The organism is Streptomyces sp. NPDC085944 (assembly GCF_040686295.1).
In the GTDB taxonomy this organism is placed as follows: domain Bacteria; phylum Actinomycetota; class Actinomycetes; order Streptomycetales; family Streptomycetaceae; genus Streptomyces; species Streptomyces salinarius.
Map to the genome: position 1 here is coordinate 23,586 of NZ_JBFBJX010000001.1, position 20,425 is coordinate 44,010.

The 20,425-nt window shown below is 72.1% G+C and carries 18 protein-coding genes; 9 read left to right on the forward strand and 9 right to left on the reverse strand.

Annotated features, from left to right (window positions below; translation table 11 throughout):
- Window positions 1-110: 110 nt before the first annotated feature.
- Window positions 111-1,103 carry a porphobilinogen synthase gene (hemB, locus tag AB0P07_RS00145; protein ID WP_102929620.1) on the forward strand — a complete coding sequence of 331 codons (993 nt, stop codon included), beginning with the start codon at window positions 111-113 and terminating at the stop codon, window positions 1,101-1,103.
- A 49-nt stretch (window positions 1,104-1,152) separates the two neighbouring features.
- On the opposite strand, the gene AB0P07_RS00150 is transcribed toward hemB, so the two are convergent.
- Window positions 1,153-1,896: a DUF4232 domain-containing protein gene (locus AB0P07_RS00150; RefSeq protein WP_365542912.1), complete on the reverse strand. Its 744-nt coding sequence runs from the start codon at window positions 1,894-1,896 to the stop codon at window positions 1,153-1,155.
- Between the two features lie 211 nt (window positions 1,897-2,107).
- Here AB0P07_RS00150 and AB0P07_RS00155 point away from each other — a divergent pair, with 211 nt between their 5' ends.
- The 3 genes from AB0P07_RS00155 to AB0P07_RS00165 all read left to right on the forward strand — a co-directional run bounded on the left by AB0P07_RS00155 (window position 2,108) and on the right by AB0P07_RS00165 (window position 5,738).
- Window positions 2,108-3,427, forward strand: coding sequence for a helix-turn-helix transcriptional regulator (locus tag AB0P07_RS00155; RefSeq protein ID WP_365542915.1), 1,320 nt, complete (start codon window positions 2,108-2,110; stop codon window positions 3,425-3,427).
- A 94-nt stretch (window positions 3,428-3,521) separates the two neighbouring features.
- Complete coding sequence (locus AB0P07_RS00160; RefSeq protein WP_365542918.1) at window positions 3,522-4,424, forward strand: SAM-dependent methyltransferase; 903 nt, start codon at window positions 3,522-3,524, stop codon at window positions 4,422-4,424.
- 87 nt (window positions 4,425-4,511) lie between these two features.
- On the forward strand, window positions 4,512-5,738 hold the full coding sequence (locus tag AB0P07_RS00165; protein WP_365542921.1) for a PLP-dependent aminotransferase family protein: 1,227 nt from the start codon (window positions 4,512-4,514) through the stop codon (window positions 5,736-5,738).
- A 76-nt stretch (window positions 5,739-5,814) separates the two neighbouring features.
- On the opposite strand, the gene AB0P07_RS00170 is transcribed toward AB0P07_RS00165, so the two are convergent.
- Window positions 5,815-6,789 carry a helix-turn-helix domain-containing protein gene (locus AB0P07_RS00170; protein WP_365542924.1) on the reverse strand — a complete coding sequence of 325 codons (975 nt, stop codon included), beginning with the start codon at window positions 6,787-6,789 and terminating at the stop codon, window positions 5,815-5,817.
- On the reverse strand, window positions 6,786-7,580 hold the full coding sequence (locus tag AB0P07_RS00175; RefSeq protein WP_365542927.1) for a peptidoglycan-binding protein: 795 nt from the start codon (window positions 7,578-7,580) through the stop codon (window positions 6,786-6,788). The genes AB0P07_RS00170 and AB0P07_RS00175 overlap by 4 nt, the downstream gene beginning before the upstream one ends.
- Window positions 7,581-7,858: 278 nt before the next feature.
- On the opposite strand from AB0P07_RS00175, the gene AB0P07_RS00180 reads away from it, so the two are divergent.
- The gene (locus AB0P07_RS00180; RefSeq protein WP_365542930.1) at window positions 7,859-8,305 is read left to right on the forward strand and encodes a peptidoglycan-binding domain-containing protein; all 447 of its coding nucleotides are present in this window, start codon (window positions 7,859-7,861) and stop codon (window positions 8,303-8,305) included.
- A 79-nt stretch (window positions 8,306-8,384) separates the two neighbouring features.
- On the opposite strand, the gene argS is transcribed toward AB0P07_RS00180, so the two are convergent.
- Complete coding sequence (gene argS / locus AB0P07_RS00185; RefSeq protein WP_365542933.1) at window positions 8,385-10,145, reverse strand: arginine--tRNA ligase; 1,761 nt, start codon at window positions 10,143-10,145, stop codon at window positions 8,385-8,387.
- Window positions 10,146-10,327: 182 nt separating this feature from the next.
- Here argS and lysS point away from each other — a divergent pair, with 182 nt between their 5' ends.
- On the forward strand, window positions 10,328-12,076 hold the full coding sequence (gene lysS, locus AB0P07_RS00190; RefSeq protein WP_365542935.1) for a lysine--tRNA ligase: 1,749 nt from the start codon (window positions 10,328-10,330) through the stop codon (window positions 12,074-12,076).
- 61 nt (window positions 12,077-12,137) lie between these two features.
- On the opposite strand, the gene AB0P07_RS00195 is transcribed toward lysS, so the two are convergent.
- The 3 genes from AB0P07_RS00195 to AB0P07_RS00205 all read right to left on the reverse strand — a co-directional run bounded on the left by AB0P07_RS00195 (window position 12,138) and on the right by AB0P07_RS00205 (window position 15,373).
- A complete protein-coding gene (locus AB0P07_RS00195) occupies window positions 12,138-13,439 on the reverse strand; it encodes a DUF2637 domain-containing protein (protein ID WP_365542937.1) in 1,302 nt (433 codons plus the stop codon).
- Window positions 13,440-13,527: 88 nt separating this feature from the next.
- Window positions 13,528-14,394 (reverse strand): DUF3558 family protein, encoded by an 867-nt coding sequence (locus AB0P07_RS00200; RefSeq protein ID WP_365542939.1) that lies wholly within the window; start codon window positions 14,392-14,394, stop codon window positions 13,528-13,530.
- Between the two features lie 118 nt (window positions 14,395-14,512).
- On the reverse strand, window positions 14,513-15,373 hold the full coding sequence (locus tag AB0P07_RS00205; RefSeq protein WP_365542941.1) for a DUF3558 domain-containing protein: 861 nt from the start codon (window positions 15,371-15,373) through the stop codon (window positions 14,513-14,515).
- Between the two features lie 214 nt (window positions 15,374-15,587).
- Here AB0P07_RS00205 and AB0P07_RS00210 point away from each other — a divergent pair, with 214 nt between their 5' ends.
- Window positions 15,588-16,781 carry an RtcB family protein gene (locus AB0P07_RS00210; RefSeq protein WP_365542944.1) on the forward strand — a complete coding sequence of 398 codons (1,194 nt, stop codon included), beginning with the start codon at window positions 15,588-15,590 and terminating at the stop codon, window positions 16,779-16,781.
- 158 nt (window positions 16,782-16,939) lie between these two features.
- On the opposite strand, the gene AB0P07_RS00215 is transcribed toward AB0P07_RS00210, so the two are convergent.
- Complete coding sequence (locus AB0P07_RS00215; RefSeq protein WP_365542946.1) at window positions 16,940-17,719, reverse strand: SDR family NAD(P)-dependent oxidoreductase; 780 nt, start codon at window positions 17,717-17,719, stop codon at window positions 16,940-16,942.
- Between the two features lie 73 nt (window positions 17,720-17,792).
- Entirely contained in the window at window positions 17,793-18,131 is a 339-nt protein-coding gene (locus tag AB0P07_RS00220) for a YnfA family protein (RefSeq protein ID WP_365542949.1), read from the reverse strand.
- A gap of 115 nt (window positions 18,132-18,246) precedes the next feature.
- Between AB0P07_RS00220 and AB0P07_RS00225 the strand changes: the two genes are divergently transcribed.
- Together AB0P07_RS00225 and AB0P07_RS00230 are read left to right on the forward strand one after the other, a co-directional pair.
- On the forward strand, window positions 18,247-19,365 hold the full coding sequence (locus tag AB0P07_RS00225; protein ID WP_365542952.1) for an LLM class flavin-dependent oxidoreductase: 1,119 nt from the start codon (window positions 18,247-18,249) through the stop codon (window positions 19,363-19,365).
- On the forward strand, window positions 19,362-20,012 hold the full coding sequence (locus tag AB0P07_RS00230) for an FMN reductase (protein WP_365542955.1): 651 nt from the start codon (window positions 19,362-19,364) through the stop codon (window positions 20,010-20,012). The genes AB0P07_RS00225 and AB0P07_RS00230 overlap by 4 nt, the downstream gene beginning before the upstream one ends.
- Window positions 20,013-20,425 lie beyond the last annotated feature (413 nt).

Genomic DNA, 20,425 nt, shown 5'->3' on the forward strand with positions numbered 1-20,425 from the left:
GCGCCGACCGTAGAAGCTGAAGTTTGGTTGAGGTCAAGCGTCGCACGGGCGGGTGCGGGCCGACTCTCCGTCGGCAAAGGCACGGGTGGGGCGGGCGTAGCGTAGGTGGTATGACGACGTACGGATCCTTTCCCGGCGCCCGGCCCCGGCGGCTGCGGACCACCCCCGTGATGCGTCGGATGGTCGCCGAGACCCGGCTGCACCCCGCCGACTTCATCCTTCCCGCCTTCGTCCGCGAGGGCGTGAGCGAGCCGGTGCCGATCGCGGCGATGCCCGGTGTCGTGCAGCACACCCGGGACACGCTGAAGAAGGCGGCCGCGGAGGCGGTCGAGGCCGGGGTCTCCGGGATCATGCTCTTCGGGGTGCCGGAGGACGGGAAGAAGGACGCCGCGGGGACCGCCGGGACCGATCCCGACGGAATTCTGCAGGTCGCGCTGCGGGACGTGCGGGCCGAGGTCGGGGACGAACTGCTCGTCATGTCCGACCTCTGCCTCGACGAGTTCACCGATCACGGGCACTGCGGGGTACTGGACGACCGGGGGCGGGTCGACAACGACGCCACGCTCGAGCGGTACGCCGAGATGGCGCAGGTCCAGGCCGACGCGGGCGCCCACGTCGTCGGGCCCAGCGGGATGATGGACGGGCAGATCGGCGTCATCCGGGACGCGCTCGACCAGATCGGGCGGGAGGACGTCGCGATCCTCGCGTACACCGCCAAGTACGCCTCCGCCTTCTACGGGCCCTTCCGCGAGGCCGTCGGGTCGTCGCTCAAGGGCGACCGGAAGACCTACCAGCAGGACGCCGCCAACGCGCGCGACGCGATGCGGGAGCTGGCGCTGGACCTGGAGGAGGGCGCCGACATGGTGATGGTCAAGCCGGCCGGTCCCTACCTCGACATCCTCGCCAAGGTCGCCGAGGCCTCCGACGTGCCCGTCGCCGCCTACCAGATCTCCGGCGAGTACTCGATGATCGAGGCCGCCGCCGAGAAGGGCTGGATCGACCGCGACCGGGCCATCCTGGAGTCCCTCACCGGGATCAAGCGGGCGGGCGCGCGCAACATCCTGACGTACTGGGCGACCGAGGTCGCCCGCACGCTGCGCTGAGCGACCTGTGCCGGCCCTTGCGGCAGGGCGTGCTGGTGCGCTCACCCCTTCAGTACTCGAGGGCGTTCGACGCGCTGGTCTGCCAGTAGGTGACCGTCAGCGCGGTGTCGACGTACACGCCGCCCGAGGGCAGCTTGACCCGGGCGATGGAGCCGTCCTCGAAGGGGATGGTGAGGGCGGTCGTCTCGTAGCCGTTCTCGCCGCTGCCGTCGCCCGACGACAGGCGCACCCCGGCGTAGCCGGGCTCGCCGGGGGCCAGCGTCGTCAGCGACTGCGGCTTGCTGGACTCGGCGACGGGCGGCACCGCCTGGGCCTCGCCGAACCGCGCCGCCGGGTACGGCGGCAGCGCGCACGTCTTCGAGCCGGTGTTGGTGGCGGTCAGCAGCAGGTGGTTGATCGGGCGGGGGGCGTTCGCGGCGGTGATGCGGACGTCGGCGGCGGAGCACGTGCCGGGCGCCTCCGAGTCGGAGCCGTCGGTGCCGCCGGAGCCGGCGGAGGCGCTACCACCGGAGGCCTTGTCGGCTCCGGTGCCGGAGCCCGGTGCCTTGCCGTTCCCGGCGTTGCCGGCCGAGCCCGTCGAGCCGGTCGCCCCGGTGTCACCGGTGTCACCCGCGTCGCCCTTCGCCCCGCCCGCCGGCCGGGCGCTGTTGCCGCCCGCCGGCGCGGAGGTGGAGGACTCGGGAGCCGGGGATCCCGTGAGCTCGTCGCCCTCGCAGGCCGTCAGGGAGAGCGCGGCCAGCGCGACCGTGGTGGCGGCGAACAGACGGGTACGGGTGAGGCGGCGTGCGGACATGGACGTTCTCCTTCACACAAGGGACTTGGGGCGAGCCGCTCGACCGTTCGGCGGGAGCGGCTGCTTTGATGACCACAGCTTGCGGTCGTGCTCGTCCCGGCCGCCAGCGACGGGGGAAGAGACGGGACGGTGGGACGCCGGGAACGCCCTGACCTGCGGGAACGGGGTCCCTCTGGGATGCGGTACGGGGATGCGAGCACAGGGAGGAACGGTGGCGGGGGACGACTTCGCGGGACTGCTTCGGGAGCTGAAGGAGCGGTCCGGACTCAGCTACGGGGCACTCGGCAAGCGGCTGCACATGAGCGGCTCGACCCTGCACCGGTACGTCAGCGGGGAGGTGGTGCCGGTCGAGTTCGCGCCCGTCGAACGCCTCGCCCGGGTGTGCCGGGCGACGCCCGAGGAACTGCTCGAACTCCACCGCCGCTGGATCCGCGCGGACGCGCTGCGCGGCGTGAAGAAGGAGGAGACCGAGAGGTCCGAGGAGCCGGAGGGCCCCAAGGACTCCGAGGGCGCCGGGAGTGAGGAGCCCGAGGAACTGGAGGAGCGCGAGAAGCCGGAGGAGCCCGCGGTCGCGGACAGCGCCCCGGCCGTCCTCACTCCACCCGCCCCACCCGCCCCACCCGTCCCGCCCCGACGTCGCGTTCCGCGTGCCGCGCTCTACGCCGCGACCGGCGTCGTCGCCGTCAGTGCCGCCGTGGCGCTCGTGGCCAGCCTCGTGTCGTCCCCGGACGGCACCGAGGGGCGCCGCCGCCCCGCCGAGGCCGTCGCGCACTCCTCCGCGTCGCCGTCCGGCACCGCGCCGGCGTCCCCGAGTGCGAGCCCCTCCACCTCGTCCTCCCCGTCCGTTTCCCCCGCCCCGTCCGGGTCGCCCTCCGCGTCGCCGACGCGGACGGGCGGCGCCACGCCGAATCGGCAGGCACCGCCCACCGGGACCCCCTTCACCGTGGCGACCAACCCCTACTACTGGTACCTGCCCTGCGACCACGCCTTCCTGGTCGACCGCAGCCCCGAGAACGTGCCGAAGCCGCCGCCGCAGCAGGGTGCCGTCGGCTGGGCGGCTCCCCTCAAGGCGGTCTCCGCGAACCGGCAGGAGGTCGTCCTCACCGTGCAGGGCACCGGTCCGGAGACGGTGATCCTGCAGGATCTGCACGTCCGGGTGGTGAGCAGCGGGCCGGCGCTGGACTGGAACCAGTACGTGATGGGCAACGGCTGCGGTGGCCAGGTGGACACCGAGTCCTTCGACGTCTCGCTCGACCTGGGCACCCCGACCGCGACGCCCATCGGGGGCCAGCGGGACTTCCCGTACAGCGTCAGTGAGTCCGACGCGGAGGTCTTCCACGTCACCGCGCACACCGGCGGGCAGGACGTGCGCTGGTACCTGGAGCTGGAGTGGTCCAGCGGCGGCCGGCACGGGGTCACGCGCGTCGACGACCACGGCCGGCCGTTCCGCACCAGTGCCTCCCGGGACGCCTCCTACTACGCCTACCCGCTCGGCGGCGACGGCGGCTGGGAGCTGGTCGAGGGCGACTGAGGCGAGCCGGACGCCGCAAGTGCGTTCTGAGGATAGGTTGTTGACCATCGAACGGGTCGCTTCGTCAGACGACATGCGAAAGGTGGGACGCCCCGTGCCCGGTGACGCCCTCGGCCAGGACCCCGCGGAGCTGCGGAGGAGGATCGACAGCAGCAAGGCGCATCCGGCGCGCGTCTACGACGTCTTCCTCGGCGGCAAGGACCACTACCCCGCCGACCTCGACGCGGCGGCCGCCGGCCTCGCCGCCAACCCGCGCGGCTATCTCGACGTACGGCACAACCGCGACTTCCTGCGGCGCGCGGTGACCGGGCTCGCCCGCGAGGACGGCATCCGGCAGTTCCTCGACATCGGCACCGGGCTGCCGACCGCCGAGAACGTGCACCAGATCGCCCAGCGCATCGCCCCCGAGTCGCGGGTCGTCTACGTCGACAACGACCCGGTCGTCCTCACCCACGCCCGCGCCCTGCTCACCAGCGGTCCCGAGGGGCGTACGGACTACGTCGACGCCGACCTGAAGAGCCCGGCGCGGATCCTCGAACAGGCTGCCGAGACACTCGACTTCGACCGGCCCGTGGCGCTCTGCCTCGTCGCCGTCCTGCACTTCCTGGAGGACGCCGAGGCCTACCCGATCGTCCGCGAACTGGTCGACGCGCTGCCCGCGGGAAGCAGGCTCGTGCTCAGCCACCTCACGGAGGACCTCAACCCGGAGAACATCCGCGCGGTCCAGCGGACGTACACGGAGCGGGGGTTCACCTTCGTGCTGCGTTCCCGCGCCGGCGTCGAGCGCTTCTTCACCGAGTCCGGTCTCGAACTCGCCGAGCCGGGCGTCGTGCCGGTGCACCGCTGGCGGCCGGACCACGCGGCGCCGGTGCCCGAGCAGCCGGAGGAGTCGTACCTCGCCGGGCTCGACGACATCGAGAAGGTCCGGTACAGGGACATCAACGACGTCACGGACGCGGACATCAACGTGTACGGCGGGCTGGGCGCCAAGGTCTGACGCCCCGGCAGCCGCGCGTCGCGCCCCCCGGTGTCCGGATCGCGGAAAGGCGCTTGTAGGCGGCACGTACTTCTTTACGCTGCCCGCATGACCGTGACTGAGAACGCGCCCACCGCCGCCGCCCCCGTGACCGCTCCGCCGCCGCAGCCGGCCGCGCGGGTCCGGTCGATCGGCGGTTCGCCCGTACGGGACATCCTCGCCGTCACCGCCCGCCCCGAGGTGATCAACTTCGCGGGCGGGCTGCCGGCCCCCGAACTCTTCGACGCCGACGGCATCGCCGCCGCGTACCGGGACGTTCTCGCGGAGCAGCCCGCCCGCGCCCTCCAGTACTCCACCACCGAGGGCGAGCCCAGCCTGCGGGCCGCGCTCGCCGCCCGCACCTCGGCGCGCGGACTGGCCACGGACGCCGAGGACGTCCTCGTCACCACCGGCTCCCAGCAGGCCCTGTCGCTCCTCGCCACCGCGCTGCTCGAACCCGGCGACACCGTCCTCGTCGAGCGCCCCTGCTACCTCGCCGCGCTCCAGGCCTTCGGCTTCGCGGGCGCCCGGGTGGTGGCCGTCCCCGGGGACGAGGACGGGATCGACCCCCGGGCGCTGGAGGAGCTGGTGGTGCGCGAGCGTCCCAAGCTGCTTTACACGGTCCCGACCTTCTCCAACCCCACCGGCCGCACCCTGCCCGCCGCCCGCCGCGCCGCCGTCGCCGAGGTCGCCGGACGGTGCGGCCTGTGGATCGTCGAGGACGACCCGTACGGCGAGCTGCGCTTCGAGGGCGAGCGGGTGCCGTGGATCGCCTCCTACGAGGGTGCCCGGGACCGGACCGTGCTGCTGGGCTCCTTCTCCAAGGTCATGGCGCCCGGCCTGCGCCTGGGCTGGTTGCGGGCCCCCGCCGCCCTGCGCCGGGCCTGCGCGGTCGCCAAGCAGGCCGCCGACCTGCACACTCCCACCGTCAACCAGCTCGCCGCCGCCCGCTACCTCGCCGACCGGGACCTGGACGCCCACGTCGCCCGCGTCGCCGCCGCCTACGGCACACGCCGGGACGCCATGCTCGCGGGCCTCCCGGACGCGCTCCCGGCGGGCGCGACGTGGACCCGTCCCGAGGGCGGCATGTTCCTGTGGGTCCGGCTGCCCGACGCGTACGACACCACCGCCCTGCTCCCCGAGGTCGTCCGGCACGACGTGGCGTACGTCCCCGGCGCGCCCTTCTACGCCGACGACCCCGACCGCGCCACGCTGCGGCTCTGCTTCGTGACGCAGACCCCGGACGAGATCGCGGAGGGGCTGCGACGGCTGGGGGAGGGGCTGGGCGCGGCGTAGGGGCGTCCGGTGACCGCCGCCGGGGCCCGCCGGGTGCCGACGCGGGAGCCCGGCCCCGGCGCGTCCGACGCCGACGCTAACCGGGTGACGGCAGCGCCCGCGTGGTGGCCGATGCGACGTCCACGCGCGCCTCGACGCACTCCCGCTCGCCGTCGGCCGCCGCGGGCCGGAAGCAGGCCCGGATCGTACTGCCTGGACGCACGGCGGCCATGGCGGTGTACACGTAGGTCTCCGTGTCGTCCTGCCGCGCGATGCGCGCGATGTGGACCGGCCCGTTCACTGTCAGCTCCAGCCGGTCGCCGATCCGCGTCCCCCAGGTCCTGGCCCAACTCGCCGCGCACTTCTCGCTGTGCCGGATCTCCACGTGAGCACCCGTGGTGGTGCGGTACGCGGCGAGAGTGCCGGGGCCGATGGCGCAGGTCAGGCGCATGGGATCGCGGCCCTCGCAGTCGGCGCCGTGACACGGCGGGACGCGGGAGTAGGGGAGGGACGCCGACCGCGGCCCGTCCCGTCCGGGGTCCGGGACCGACAGCAGGAAGAGCGCCAGGGCCACGCCGCCGGCGACCACCGTGTACGCCGATGGCAGAACCAGCATCAGCCGCCTCCCGCGGCGGTGCGGCCGGCCGCTCTTAGGCGGCGCCTGCGGCTCCGGTCGATCCGTCGGCCCTGTCTGTTCCGTCGACTTCCACGGGGCCCCCGGGTCCGTGGAGCCTGTCGGTTCCGTCTGCTCGGGCGGGTGTCTCGGGCCCGGTGACTCCGGCGACGGTGGCCGTGGCCGCGTCTTCCCGGTGTCGGCTGCGCGGACCGCGGCGCGTCCCTTCCACTCCGACTCGGCGATCTCCCACAGGGCCGACAGCCGTCCGTCCGGTTCGTCGGCGATCCGGCACAGGTCCCGTACGGCCTGCCGGGGAGGCAGGCTCTTGCCGTTGAGGTAGCGCTCCCAGGACGACTTGCTGTACCCGGTCCGCCCCGCCAGCGACGCCATGCTCAGGCCCGTGCGCGTCCTCAACTCGCGCAGCGCCCCGGTCAGCCGCGCGTGCCCGGTGGTCACTCCGGCTCCACCTCCCGCAGCGCCTTCCAGGTGTGCGGGCCGACGACGCCGTCCACGACCAGCCCCTCCCGAGTCTGGATGCGCTGGACCGCGCGCTGCGTCTTCGGTCCGAACACGCCGTCGATGTCTCCCGGTGGGACGCCCGCCCGGCGCAACAGGCACTGCGCCTCCGCCACTTCGGGCCCGACGTGGGTGTAGGCCAGGATGGCGTCCGAGGTGCGGCTCAGGCCCGCGTACCAGCGGCCGTCGCTCTGCTCCAGCCGACAGGAGTAGACGACCGGCACCAGGGACTCCGACACGGTGGCCGGGGCCGCCGCGGCGGCACGGGCGTCCGCGAGCCGACGGTGCGCGTCGGCGAGCCGTACCGCCAGCAGGAGGCTGGCGGTCACCGACAGCACCAGCGCCACCGCCCCCGCAGTGATCCCCACCCGCAGCGCACGCCCGGACGGCTGCCGCCCGGCGGTCGCGGGTGCCGGTGGCTCCTGGCCGCGCTCCTTCGAGGAGCCCGGGGCGGAAACCGGCCCCTGAGCCCAGCGTTCGGCGGCGATCTCGTGCAGCACCAGGAGCCGGACCGGATCGGCACCGGCGACGCGGGCCATCGCCTCGACGGCGTCCCGGGGCGGCAGCGACCTGCCGTTCAGATACCGCTGCCACGACCTCGCGCTGTATCCGGTCTTCGCCGCCAGCTGGAAGACGTCCAGTTCACCGTGGTCCTTGAGTCTGCGCAGCCGCACGATCAACTGATGCACCTGCGGGTGCAGTTCGGCGGGCAGCATTTTCCACCGCGACATGTTCCCCCCACCACTCGCGTGCGGGGCGGTCGTCCCCGGCATCTCTTACCACGGTGGACGAGGAACGACGGTTCCGTCCACCGGCCCCCGGTCGCCCGCGGCGTCCCGTCGTCCCGCCACTGCGCATGACGTCCCAGCAGGTCGGAGCGCCAGGCGTCCCGGGACGGCGTCACTTCCCCGAAGACGGTGGCCGGGCCGTGCGCGGCTCCCGCAGTCTCGTTGCGGTGCCGGCCGGTGCGGTCGGCACCGCCCATCACGTCCACGGAGGGAACAACAGCATGCGGGCTCTCACGAAGGCTCTCGTCAGTGCCACCACCGCCGTCGGGATCGCGGCCGGCGGCCTGGCGGCCGCGGGCACGGCCACGGCGGCCCCCGAGCCGACCCGGCAGCAGGCGGTGAGCACCGAGGCCGTCGCACCGCTCGCGGTGGTCAACCTGGGGCTGTCCCGGGCGGAGGCCAGGAACGTCCAGCGCTGGCTGGCGAAGCACTGGAACTACAACGACTCGATCGACGGCTACCTGGGCACCAACAGCTGGAAGGCGTTCCAGCGCTGCCTGGCCGAGTACTGGGGCTACAACGACTCGATCGACGGAATCGTCGGCCCCAACACCGTCAAGGCGCTGCAGCGCCTGCTGAAGGCCAACGGCTACTACACCGGCAAGATCGACGGCATCGCCGGCGACAAGACCAAGGACGCGTTCAAGGTGTGGGCCAACAAGATCTGACCGGCCCGCCCGGGCACGCGCCCGTCCGGCCCGTCCTCGCCTGCGGGGCGAGGACGGGCCGCGGTCCGTCGTGCGGGGCTCAGAGCCGCTCGGGCGTCCGGATGCCCAGCAGGGCCATGCCCCGGTGCAGGGTGCGGGCCGTGAGGTCGCACAGGAACAGGCGGTTCTCGACCTGCGCCGGCGTCTCGGCCTTCAGGACCGGGCACTTGTCGTAGAACGTCGTGTACAGCGACGCCAGCTGGTACAGGTACGCGGCCAGCTTGTGCGGGGCGTACTCCGCGGCCGCCTCGAAGACCGTGTCCCCGAACGCGTCCAGGTGCAGGCCCAGCGCGCGCTCCGCCTCGTGCAGCGCCAGCTCCGGGTGGGCGGCGGGGCGGACCTCGCCGGCCTTGCGGAGGATGGACTGGATCCGGGCGTAGGCGTACTGGAGGTACACGCTGGTGTCGCCGTTGAGCGAGACCATCTGGTCCAGGTCGAACTTGTAGTCGCGGCTCGGCGAGGTCGACAGGTCCGCGTACTTCACGGCGCCGATGCCGACCTGCGCGGCCCGCTCCCGGATCTCGTCCTCGGTGAGGTCCCGCGCCTTCTCCCGCACGACCTCCGCCGCCCGCTGCACGGCCTCGTCCAGCAGGTCCTCCAGGCGCACGGTCTCGCCCGCACGCGTCTTGAAGGGCTTGCCGTCGGCGCCGAGCACCGTGCCGTAGCCCATGTTGTGCGCGGTGACCTCGTCGCCGAGCCAGCCGGCCCGGCGGGCCGTCTCGAAGACCATCTTGAAGTGCAGCGACTGGCGCACGTCCACGACGTACAGCAGCGTGGTGGCGTGCAGGTCCTGGACCCGGTTGCGGATCGCCGTCAGGTCGGAGGCCGCGTAGCCGAAGCCGCCGTCCGCCTTCTGCACGATCAGCGGCACCGGCTGGTCGTCCTTGCCGCGGATCTCGTCGAAGAACACCACGAGCGCGCCCTCGGAGCGCACCGCGACGCCCATCTCCTCCAGGAGGCGGGCGGTCTCCGGCATGCCGTCGTTGTACGCGGACTCGCCGACGATCTCCTCGTCGCGGATCTCCATGTCGAGCTTCTCGAAGACGGAGTAGAAGTAGACCTTCGACTCGTCCACGAACTGCTGCCACAGCTCCAGCGTCTCCTTGTCGCCGGACTGCAGGGCGACGACCCGCTTGCGGGCCCGCTCCTTGAACTCCTCGTCCGCGTCGAAGACCGCGCGCGACGCCTTGTACACCCGGTTCAGGTTCGACATGGCCTGCTCGCCGTCGACGTCCTCGGCCGGGGCCAGCTCGCCGGGGTGCTCGAACAGGTACTGGATGAGCATGCCGAACTGGGTGCCCCAGTCGCCGATGTGGTGCCGGCCGATGGTCTTCTCGCCGGTGAAGTCGAGCATGGCGCGCAGGGCGTCGCCGATGACCGCCGAGCGCAGGTGGCCGACGTGCATCTCCTTCGCCACGTTCGGCTGGGCGTAGTCGACGACCGTGACGCCCGCGTCCGCCTTCGGGGGCACGCCGAGGCGCTCGCCGTCCGCGAGGCGCGCGGCGAGGTTCTCGGTGATCGCCCGGTCGGCGACGGTGATGTTGAGGAAGCCGGGGCCCGAGACCTCGACGTCCTTGATCAGCTCGTCGCCGGTGGTGATGCGGGCGACGACCTCGGTCGCCAGCTCCCGCGGGTTGGCCTTCGCCTTCTTGGCCAGCGCGAGGATGCCGTTGGCCTGGTAGTCCGCCCGGTCGCTGCGTCGCAGCAGCGGGTCCGCGCCGGCGGCCTCCGGCCGGGTGGCCGTGAGGGCGGACGCGAGCTGCTGCTGGACGGAGGCGGTGAGGGACGTGACCGAGGCCATGGAGTGGCTGCCGTTCTGCTCGGGTTCGTGGAAGTAGTACAGAAGCCGAGTATCCCATGCGGTGAAAAGCGGTTTTCGCGGATGCGGGCCGGGCTGGGAGAATGGAGCGGTCAGCCGGGCGACCGTACCGGCTGTCTCCCGAGCAGTTCCGAAGACGTCAGAGAAGTTTCAGGGAAGAGGACGTGCCGATCGTGGCTCAGAGCACAGAGACCACCGACTGGGTCTCCCGTTTCGCGGACGAGGTCATCGCCGAGTCGGAGCGTCGTGCTTCGGGCAAACCGGTCGTCGTCGCGTCGGGGCTGTCCCCCTCCGGCCCCATCCACCTGGGCAACCTGCGCGAGGTCATGACCCCCCACCTGGTCGCCGACGAGGTCCGCCGCCGCGGCCACCAGGTGCGGCACCTGATCTCCTGGGACGACTACGACCGCTACCGCAAGGTGCCGGCCGGTGTCCCCGGCGTCGACGAGACCTGGGCCGAACACATCGGCAAGCCCCTGACCTCCGTCCCGGCCCCGAAGGGCTCGGCGTACCCGAACTGGGCCGAGCACTTCAAGGCCGCGATGACCGCCTCCCTCGCCGAGCTGGGCGTGGAGTTCGACGGCATCAGCCAGACCGAGCAGTACACCTCCGGCGTCTACCGCGAGCAGATCCTGCACGCCATGAAGCACCGGCGGGACATCGACGCCGTCCTCGACCAGTACCGGACGAAGAAGGCGCCCGCGAAGAAGCCGCAGAAGTCGCAGAAGCCCGTCGACGAGGCCGAGCTGGAGGCCGCCGAGGGCTCCGGCGCCGCCGCCGAGGACGACGGCAGCTCAGGCTCCGCCGGGTACTTCCCGTACAAGCCGTACTGCGGCAACTGCGAGAAGGACCTGACGACGGTCACCGCCTACGACGACGACTCGACCGAGCTGACCTACGCCTGCACCGCCTGCGGCTTCTCGGAGACCGTGCGGCTGAGCGAGTTCAACCGCGGCAAGCTGGTCTGGAAGGTCGACTGGCCCATGCGCTGGGCCTACGAGGGCGTGATCTTCGAGCCCAGCGGCGTGGACCACTCCTCGCCCGGGTCGTCGTTCCAGGTCGGCGGGCAGATCGTCGGCATCTTCGGCGGCAAGCAGCCGATCGGGCCGATGTACGCCTTCGTCGGCATCAGCGGCATGGCGAAGATGTCCTCGTCCAAGGGCGGCGTGCCCACCCCGGCCGACGCGCTCCGGATCATGGAGCCGCAGCTGCTGCGCTGGCTGTACGCCCGCCGCCGCCCCAACCAGTCCTTCAAGATCGCCTTCGACCAGGAGATCCAGCGGCTCTACGACGAGTGGGACCGCCTCGACGCCAAGGTCGCCGACGGCTCGGCCCTCCCGGCCGACGTCGCCGCCCACGCGCGCGCCGTCCGCACGGCCGCCGGCGAGCTGCCGCGCACGCCCAGGCCGCTGCCGTACCGCACGCTCGCCTCCGTGGCCGACATCACCGCCGGCCACGAGGACCAGGCGCTGCGCATCCTCGGCGAGCTGGACCCGGCCAACCCGATCGAGACGCTGGACGAGGCCCGGCCGCGCTACGACAGGGCCGAGGCGTGGATCAACACCCACGTCCCCGCCGACCAGCGCACCATCGTCCGCCGGGAACCGGACGCCGAGCTGCTGAAGTCCCTGGACGAGCCGAGCCGGCAGTCGCTGCGGCTGCTGCTCGACGGGCTGGCCGACCACTGGTCCCTGGACGGGCTCACCCACCACGTCTACGGCGTCCCGAAGGTCCAGGCGGGCTTCCCCGCCGACGCCACGCCGAAGGAGCTGCCGCCGGAGATCAAGACCGCCCAGCGGACGTTCTTCGCGCTGCTCTACCACCTGCTCGTCGGCCGCGACACCGGGCCGCGCCTGCCCACGCTGCTGCTCGCGGTGGGGCAGGACCGGGTGCGGACCCTGCTCGGGGAGTAGGGGGTACGCGAAGGGGGGCGCCCGGTGTTCGCCGGGCGCCCCCCTTCGTCGTCGGTCGCCCCTAGGCGATGTGCTCCTCCTGGAGCTCCCGCATGTGGCGTTCGCTGAACGCCTTCACCATGCGATCGGCCTCGCGCGCGGCCAGCGGCACTCCGAAGGTCGCCTCCACGTCGCCCCGGAACTGGGCGACCGTGGGGTAGCTGCCGTCGATCGACTTCCGGAAGACCGTGTAGTAGTCCTCCTCCGTCGGGGCCGGCTCGGCCGTGCCACCGCCCTCCCCCAGCTCGCGGGTGCGGCCCGGGGCGACCGGAATCGGGAAGCTGCCCGTCTCCTCCGGCGAGGGCTCCTGGAGCGGGGGCTCCTCCTCGTACTGGTCCCGGTACTGGTCGGCCTGCTGCTGCTCCTCGTACCACTGGGCGTACTGCTCGGCCGGGTCGTACGTGGGGTCGTAACCGCCCTGGTAGGCGACCTGGCGGGTGTTGAACCAGGGGCTCTGCTCGGGGTCGTCCGGGGCCGGCTGCTCCTCGGCGAGCCGCTGCTCGGCCTGTTGCTGCCGGGCTTCCAGCTCCGGGCGCTGCTCGGCGGCAGGCGCCCCGGCGCCCACCTGTGCCGCCTCGGCGGCTCGACCGTCCGCGACCGACTCCGCCTCGGGCGCCGGCGGGAGCAGGGCCGGTTCGATGCCCGCGGCCGCCAGCCCGGAGGGGGCGGTCTGCGCCAGCGGAACGCCGTAGCGGGCCAGCCGCAGCGGCATCAGGGACTCCACGGGAGCCTTGCGCCGCCAGGCGCGGCCGAAGCGGGAACGCAGCCGGGCCTGGTAGACCAGCCGCTCCTGCTCCAGCTTGATCACCTGCTCGTAGGAGCGCAGCTCCCACAGCTTCATGCGGCGCCACAGCAGGAACGTCGGCACCGGCGACAGCAGCCAGCGGGTGAGCCGGACGCCCTCCATGTGCTTGTCGGCGGTGATGTCGGCGATCCGGCCGATCGCGTGCCGGGCGGCTTCCACCGACACCACGAACAGGATCGGGATCACGCCGTGCATGCCCACGCCCAGCGGGTCCGGCCAGGCCGCCGCGCCGTTGAACGCGATCGTCGCCGCCGTCAGCAGCCACGCGGTCTGCCGCAGCAGCGGGAAGGGGATGCGGATCCAGGTCAGCAGCAGGTCCAGGGCCAGCAGCACGCAGATGCCCGCGTCGATGCCGATCGGGAAGACGTAGCTGAAGTTCCCGAAGCCCTTCTGCAGGGCCAGCTCCCGCACCGCCGCGTAGGAACCCGCGAAGCCGATCCCGGCGATGATGACGGCGCCGAAGACGACCATGCCGATGAGAACGCGATGCGCCCGTGTCAGCTGAAGTGGCGCGGCCACCCGTACTCCCCTCCCAGTGCCTGTTGTTGCGCGCAACAGAGTGGCACATGTGTACGGGGAACGGGTGGCCGGTGGGTCGAAGTGACCGTCAGCCCGACTTCTCGGGCGACGCCGAGGCCGACTGGGAGGCCGCGTCGGAGGGGGACTTCGAAGCCGAGGGCGAGCCACTGGACTTGCCGCCCGACGTGCCGCCGTTGGCCTTCGTCACCGCGGCCACCGCCTCCTTGGCCGCCTTCTGCGCGTCCTTCGCCAGGTCGTCGGCGTCCGGGGTCTTGTCGCCCGCCAGGCCCGCGCCGTTGTAGTCGAGGGTGATGACGACGTTCTCGACGCGTGCCACGACCGTCTGCTGCTTGAAGGTGCCTTCCTTCTTCTTCAGGTCGTAGCGCACCATCGACGCCTCGTCGCCCGTGCCGCTCACCGGCGCCGTCTTGACGCTCTTCGCGCCCTCGACGCCCTGCGCGTCCTTCAGCTGCTTCTGGTAGTAGTCATGCGCCAGCTTGTCGCCCTCGCCGCGCGTCACGTCCGACTCGAAACGCAGCATCGACACGCTCAGCCAGCGGAACTGAGAGCCCTTCACGCCGTTGTCGTCGAGACTGTCCCAGGAGCAACTGGCCCGGACCGCCGTGTCGTTGGAAGATCCCTCCTTGCCGGAGTCACTCTTCGGCACCAGGTCGTCCAGCGTCTTCTTGGTCACCACCGAGCACGGCTCCGGAAGCTTACGGAACGCCGCCGCCTGCACCGTGGGGGACGGACTCGCGGACTTGGACGCCGCGGACTCCTCCGCGGCCTTGTCCTTGCCGTCGCCGGAGCCGGAGTCCGAGGAGCAGCCGGCTGCCACCAGCATCACGGGTACGGCGGCCGCGCCGACAAGGACGCGGGTGAGTCGCTTCGCTCGCTTCGCTTGCTGGTCTCGCTGGTCACGCTGGGCTCGTAGCTGCATGGTTCCTTCACTCATGGCACTCGGTGGTTCCTGCGTTCGGAACGGGTCCGAGGGGCCACGGTACGCGGTGAGGAAATCGCGCGGTCGCGCTTCCGGCCCACCTCGCGCGGGCGCGGGGCGGACCGGGGCGGGCTCAGCCGCCCAGCGAATCCGCCAGCTGGGACGCCAGTTTCCGCGCCTTGTCCTGCATTTCCTCGCTGTCCGGCACGACGCCGAGCGTCGCCGACTGCTCCGCGTACTCGATGGTCACCATGACGTTCGACGTGCGGAACGCCACAGTCACGGTGCGCCGCTTCGCCGTCGAACCGGAGCTGCTGAGCGCGTCGTCGACGAACGCCTCCTCGCCCAGGTCGTCCAGGAGCCGGGGCTGGACCTCGGCGGGCGTCGCGTCTGGAGACCCGCTCGACGACGAGGAGGAGGAGGCCGGGGCGGTGCCGCCCGCGTCGGAGGACGGTTCGCCGGAGGACGGGGTGCCCGACGGGGAGTCCGACGGGGATCCGGACTCCCCGGGCTCCGCGGAGTCCTCGGACTCCGAGACCACCGGTTCCGGCAGGTCGGCCGCCTCCACCTGCTGCGCGAACAGCTGCTCGGCCTCGCTGTCGTCGCTCACGGCGCCGTCGTACGACACCACCCGCTCGAAGTCGACGAAGAGGTGGTTGGTGGCCTGTGCCGACTCCACCTTCCAGCGGCAGCCCACCTTGCGGTCGGTGTCGTAGGCGAGCGTCGGCTCACCCGCGTACGCCTTCTCCCGCCGCTCCTCGTCGGTGATCTCCTCGATGCCGGGCAGGAGGGAGTCGAGCGCCTTGTCGCCGACCGCGCCGCAGGGGTCCGGCAGGGTGCGGTACTTGCCCGGTTCGGCCGCCTCGGTCGCGACGCCGGGCTGCCCCGGATTCGAGTCGTCCGCCGTGGCACCGCCCTCCGGGCCGCCGGTGCAGCCGGCCAGCAACGCCGCGAGGAGGGCGGCGACGCCGGGTACGTAGGCCTTCCGCTGCACGGTGCGGCTCCTCTCGCCGGGGTGGCTGTGGTTCGGGAGATACGGGACTCCAGTGTCCCCGCCGGTTATTCGCTTGCCGCACGGGGGCGCTCCCTGCAGACAATGTGTATCGCACGCGCTGCCGTGAACGCCGGTCCATCGTCCCTTTGGCCGACCTTGGCGCCGGTTCTGCGCTTTAAGACTTCTGTATGTTTTCCGGGGGAATGAGGACGATATGTCGTACGTGGAGATACCGGGCGCGAAGGTGCCGATCCGGATGTGGACCGACCCGGCGACGGTCGAGGAGGGCGCGCTCCAGCAGCTGCGCAACGTCTCGACCCTGCCGTGGATCAAGGGCCTCGCGGTCATGCCGGACGTCCACTACGGCAAGGGCGCCACGGTCGGCTCGGTGATCGCGATGCGGGGCGCCGTGTGTCCGGCGGCGGTCGGCGTCGACATCGGCTGCGGCATGTCGGCGGTGAAGACGTCCCTGACGGCGAACGACCTCCCGGGCGACCTGTCCCGGCTGCGCTCGAAGATCGAGCAGGCGATCCCGGTGGGGCGGGGGATGCATGACAGCCCCGTGGAGCCGGGGCGGTTCCACGGGCTGGCCACGGCCGGGTGGGACGACTTCTGGGGGCGGTTCGACGGGGTGGCCGAGGCGGTCAAATTCCGTCACGAGCGTGCCGGAAAGCAGATGGGAACGCTGGGAAGTGGCAATCATTTTGTCGAGTTGTGCACGGACACGACGGGTTCTGTCTGGTTGATGCTGCACTCCGGTTCCCGCAACATCGGCAAGGAGCTGGCGGAGCACCACATCGGCGTCGCCCAGAAGCTCCCGCACAACCAGGGCCTGATCGACCGGGACCTCGCGGTGTTCGTCGCGGACACACCCCAGATGGCGGCGTACCGCAACGACCTGTTCTGGGCGCAGGAGTACGCGAAGTACAACCGCACGCTGATGATGGCGCTCTTCAAGGACGTGGTCCGCAAGGAGTTCAAGAAGGCCAAGCCGGTCTTCGAGCCGGAGATCAGCGCACACCACAACTACGTGGCCGAGGAGCGGTACGACGGGATGGACCTGCTGGTGACCCGCAAGGGCGCGATCCGCGCGGGTTCCGGTGACTACGGGATCATCCCCGGCTCCATGGGTACGGGGTCGTACATCGTGAAGGGCCTCGGCAACGCCAAGTCCTTCAACTCCGCGTCCCACGGAGCCGGTCGGCGCATGAGCCGGAACGCCGCCAAGCGTCGCTTCTCCACCAAGGACCTGGAGGAGCAGACGCGGGGCGTGGAGTGCCGCAAGGACTCCGGCGTCGTGGACGAGATCCCGGGCGCGTACAAGCCGATCGAGCAGGTCATCGACCAGCAGCGTGACCTCGTGGAGGTCGTGGCGAAGCTGAAGCAGGTCGTCTGCGTCAAGGGCTGACTCGAGCGGCCCCCGTCCACCCGGGGGTGGCTCGTCCGGTCACGTGCATCCCGGTCGGGGGCCGTCACGTTGGATGGTGCGGGGCGAGCCCAGGTCGCCGGTTCGACATCCGTTCGGGTCATCGGATCCGCTTCACCCCTGTGCGTTGCCCACCGGTGTCAGCCCTCCCGGTGCACCTTCGTGTTCGAGGCCTGGGCGCGGGGGCGGACGACCAGGAGGTCGATGTTGACGTGGGCGGGGCGGGTGACCGCCCAGGTGACGGTGTCGGCGACGTCGTCGGCGGTCAGCGGGTCGGCGACGCCCCGGTAGACCTTGGCGGCCTTGTCCCGGTCGCCGCCGAAGCGGGTCAGGGCGAACTCGTCGGTCTTGACCATGCCGGGCGCGATCTCGACGACGCGGACCGGGCGGCCGACGATCTCCAGCCGCAGGGTCTCGGCGAGGACGTGCTCGCCGTGCTTGGCGGCGACGTAGCCCGCGCCGCCCTCGTAGGTGGACAGGCCGGCGGTCGAGGAGACGACCACGACGGTGCCGTCGCCGCTCGCCTCCAGCTTGGGGAGCAGGGCCTGGGTGAGGTTGAGGGTGCCGATGACGTTCGTCTCGTACATGCGGCGCCAGTCGTCCGGGTCGCCGGTGGCCACCGGGTCGGCGCCGAGCGCGCCGCCCGCGTTGTTGACCAGGACGCCGACCGTCTTGAACGCGGTCGCGAACTCGTCGACCGCGGCGCGGTCCGTGACGTCCAGGGGGTACGCGGTCGCCTGGTGGCCGGCCGCCCGGATCTCCTCCGCCAGCGCCTCGACGCGGTCCTTGCGGCGCGCGGTGAGGACCACCCGGTAACCGGCGGCGGCCAGCTGCCGGGCCGTGGCGGCGCCGATGCCGCTGCTCGCGCCGGTGACGACGGCGATGCGGGAGGCGGCGGGCGGGGCGGCTGCGGTGGCCATGGGCTGCTCCTGGGTTCGTACGGCGGTGCCGGTCGCCGACCAGGGTAGTCAGCGTGCCGGCCGGCCCCCGGGGTCAGCCGCCGTTGCGCGGGGCCCACAGGAGCAGGGCCATCCCGGCGAGGCAGACCAGCGCCCCGGCGATGTCCCAGCGGTCCGGGCGGTAGCCGTCGGCGACCACGCCCCACAGGATCGAGCCGGCCACGAAGATCCCGCCGTACGCGGCGAGGATGCGGCCGAAGTGGGCGTCGGGCTGGAAGGTGGCGACGAAGCCGTAGGCGCCGAGGGCGAGGACCCCGCCCGCCGCCCACGGCCAGCCGCGCTGCTCGCGCACCCCCTGCCACACCAGCCAGGCGCCGCCGATCTCGAACAGGGCGGCGACGACGAAGAGGGCGGCGGAGCGGAGGACGAGCATGCGGGCAGCTTCCCACGCACCGCCTCCCCGGGCGGCGGACCTGCGGAATAACGGCCGGGGGCGCTCCGTTCCAGGGGTATAGTTGAAGCGTCAACAACCTGGAGGTTGAGCGATCATGCAGTTCGGCATCTTCACCGTCGGCGACGTCACGCCCGACCCGACCACGGGCCGTACGCCGACCGAGCGTGAGCGCATCAAGGCCATGGTCGCCATCGCGCTCAAGGCCGAGGAGGTCGGGCTCGACGTCTTCGCGACCGGCGAGCACCACAACCCGCCCTTCGTGCCCTCGTCGCCGACGACCATGCTCGGCTACGTCGCGGCCCGCACCGAGCGGCTGATCCTGTCCACCTCCACCACCCTGATCACCACGAACGACCCGGTGAAGATCGCCGAGGACTTCGCGATGCTCCAGCACCTGGCCGACGGCCGGGTGGACCTGATGATGGGCCGCGGCAACACCGGACCGGTCTACCCCTGGTTCGGCAAGGACATCCGCGAGGGCATCAACCTCGCCGTCGAGAACTACGCTCTGCTGCACCGGCTGTGGCGCGAGGACGTGGTGAACTGGGAGGGCAAGTTCCGCACCCCGCTGCAGGGCTTCACCTCCACCCCGCGCCCGCTGGACGGCGTCGCGCCCTTCGTCTGGCACGGCTCCATCCGCTCCCCGGAGATCGCCGAGCAGGCCGCCTACTACGGCGACGGCTTCTTCCACAACAACATCTTCTGGCCCGCCGACCACACCAAGCGGATGATCGAGCTCTACCGCAACCGCTACGCCCACTACGGGCACGGCACCCCCGAGCAGGCGATCGTCGGCCTCGGCGGCCAGGTGTTCATGCGGAAGAACAGCCAGGACGCGGTCCGCGAGTTCCGGCCGTACTTCAATGAGGCGCCGGTCTACGGGCACGGGCCGTCGCTGGAGGACTTCACCGCGCAGACCCCGCTCACCGTCGGCTCGCCGCAGCAGGTGATCGAGAAGACGCTCGCCTTCCGCGACTACGCCGGCGACTACCAGCGCCAGCTGTTCCTGATGGACCACGCCGGGCTGCCCCTGAAGACCGTCCTGGAACAGCTCGACCTGCTCGGCGAGGAGGTCGTGCCGGTGCTGCGCGAGGAGTTCGCCAAGGACCGCCCGGCGAACGTGCCGGACGCGCCGACCCACGCGTCCCTGCTGGCCGCCCGGAAGGACGCCCCGTCCCAGGAGGCCGGGGAAGAGGAAGGAGTACGCGCATGAAGCTCGTCGTCGTCTCCGCGGGGCTGAGCGTCCCGTCGTCCACCCGGCTGCTCGCCGACCGCCTCGCCGCGGCCGCCGCCCCGGCCGCCACCGCGCCCGAGCCCGCCCCGGCCGACGTCCGGGTGATCGAGCTGCGCGACCTCGCCGTGGAGATCGCGCACACCTTCACCAACGGCTTCCCGGCACCGGCGCTCGCGGACGCGTTCGCCGAGGTCGCGGCGGCCGACGGGCTGATCGTGGTCACGCCGGTGTTCTCGGCGTCGTACAGCGGGCTGTTCAAGTCGTTCTTCGACGCGCTCGGCGTCACCGACGAGGACGCCCTCACCGGGAAGCCGGTGCTGATCGGCGCGACCGGCGGCACCGCCCGGCACTCCCTGGTGCTGGACCACGCGCTGCGGCCGCTCTTCTCCTACCTGAAGGCGGTCGTCGTCCCCACCGGCGTGTACGCCGCCTCCGAGGACTGGGGCGCGGAAGGGCTCGACGCCCGCATCGGACGGGCCGCGTCCGAGCTGGCCGCGCTGATGGCGGGGCCGGCCGGGCGCTCCGCGGGCCGCCCGCTGCCGAAGCGGGACTCCTTCGAGGAGGTCACGCCCTTCGAGCAGCGGCTCGCCGCGCTGAGCGTTCCGGGCCCGAGCCCGGCGTCCTGAGCGCGGTACCGCCGTACCGCCGCCATTGCCGTACCACGGCACCGCCGTGTCGCACCGTGAGCCGTCGACCGGGTTCCACCGAGCCCGTCGGCGGCTCACCGGCATTCAAGCCCTGGTGAACGTTTCCGGAAACCGGCAATGCGCACGGGCGGCACGCTCACGCATCATGAGTGCACGGGGAGCACTGCGGAAGGGGGCGGACGATGACGAAACGGGTGACGACACACAGTCCCCACGTCCGTTCGCCCCATCCGCTCGACCGGCTCCGACCCGACGAACCCGGCCACGCCCCTTGCGTCGCCGGTGCCGCGGCACAGGACCGCCGCGCCGTCTGACAGCCGCTTTTCGCGCCCCTGCCGGGGCCCCGGCGCGGGCACGGCGAAGGCCTGCCCTCCCGGAACCACGCCTGTCCG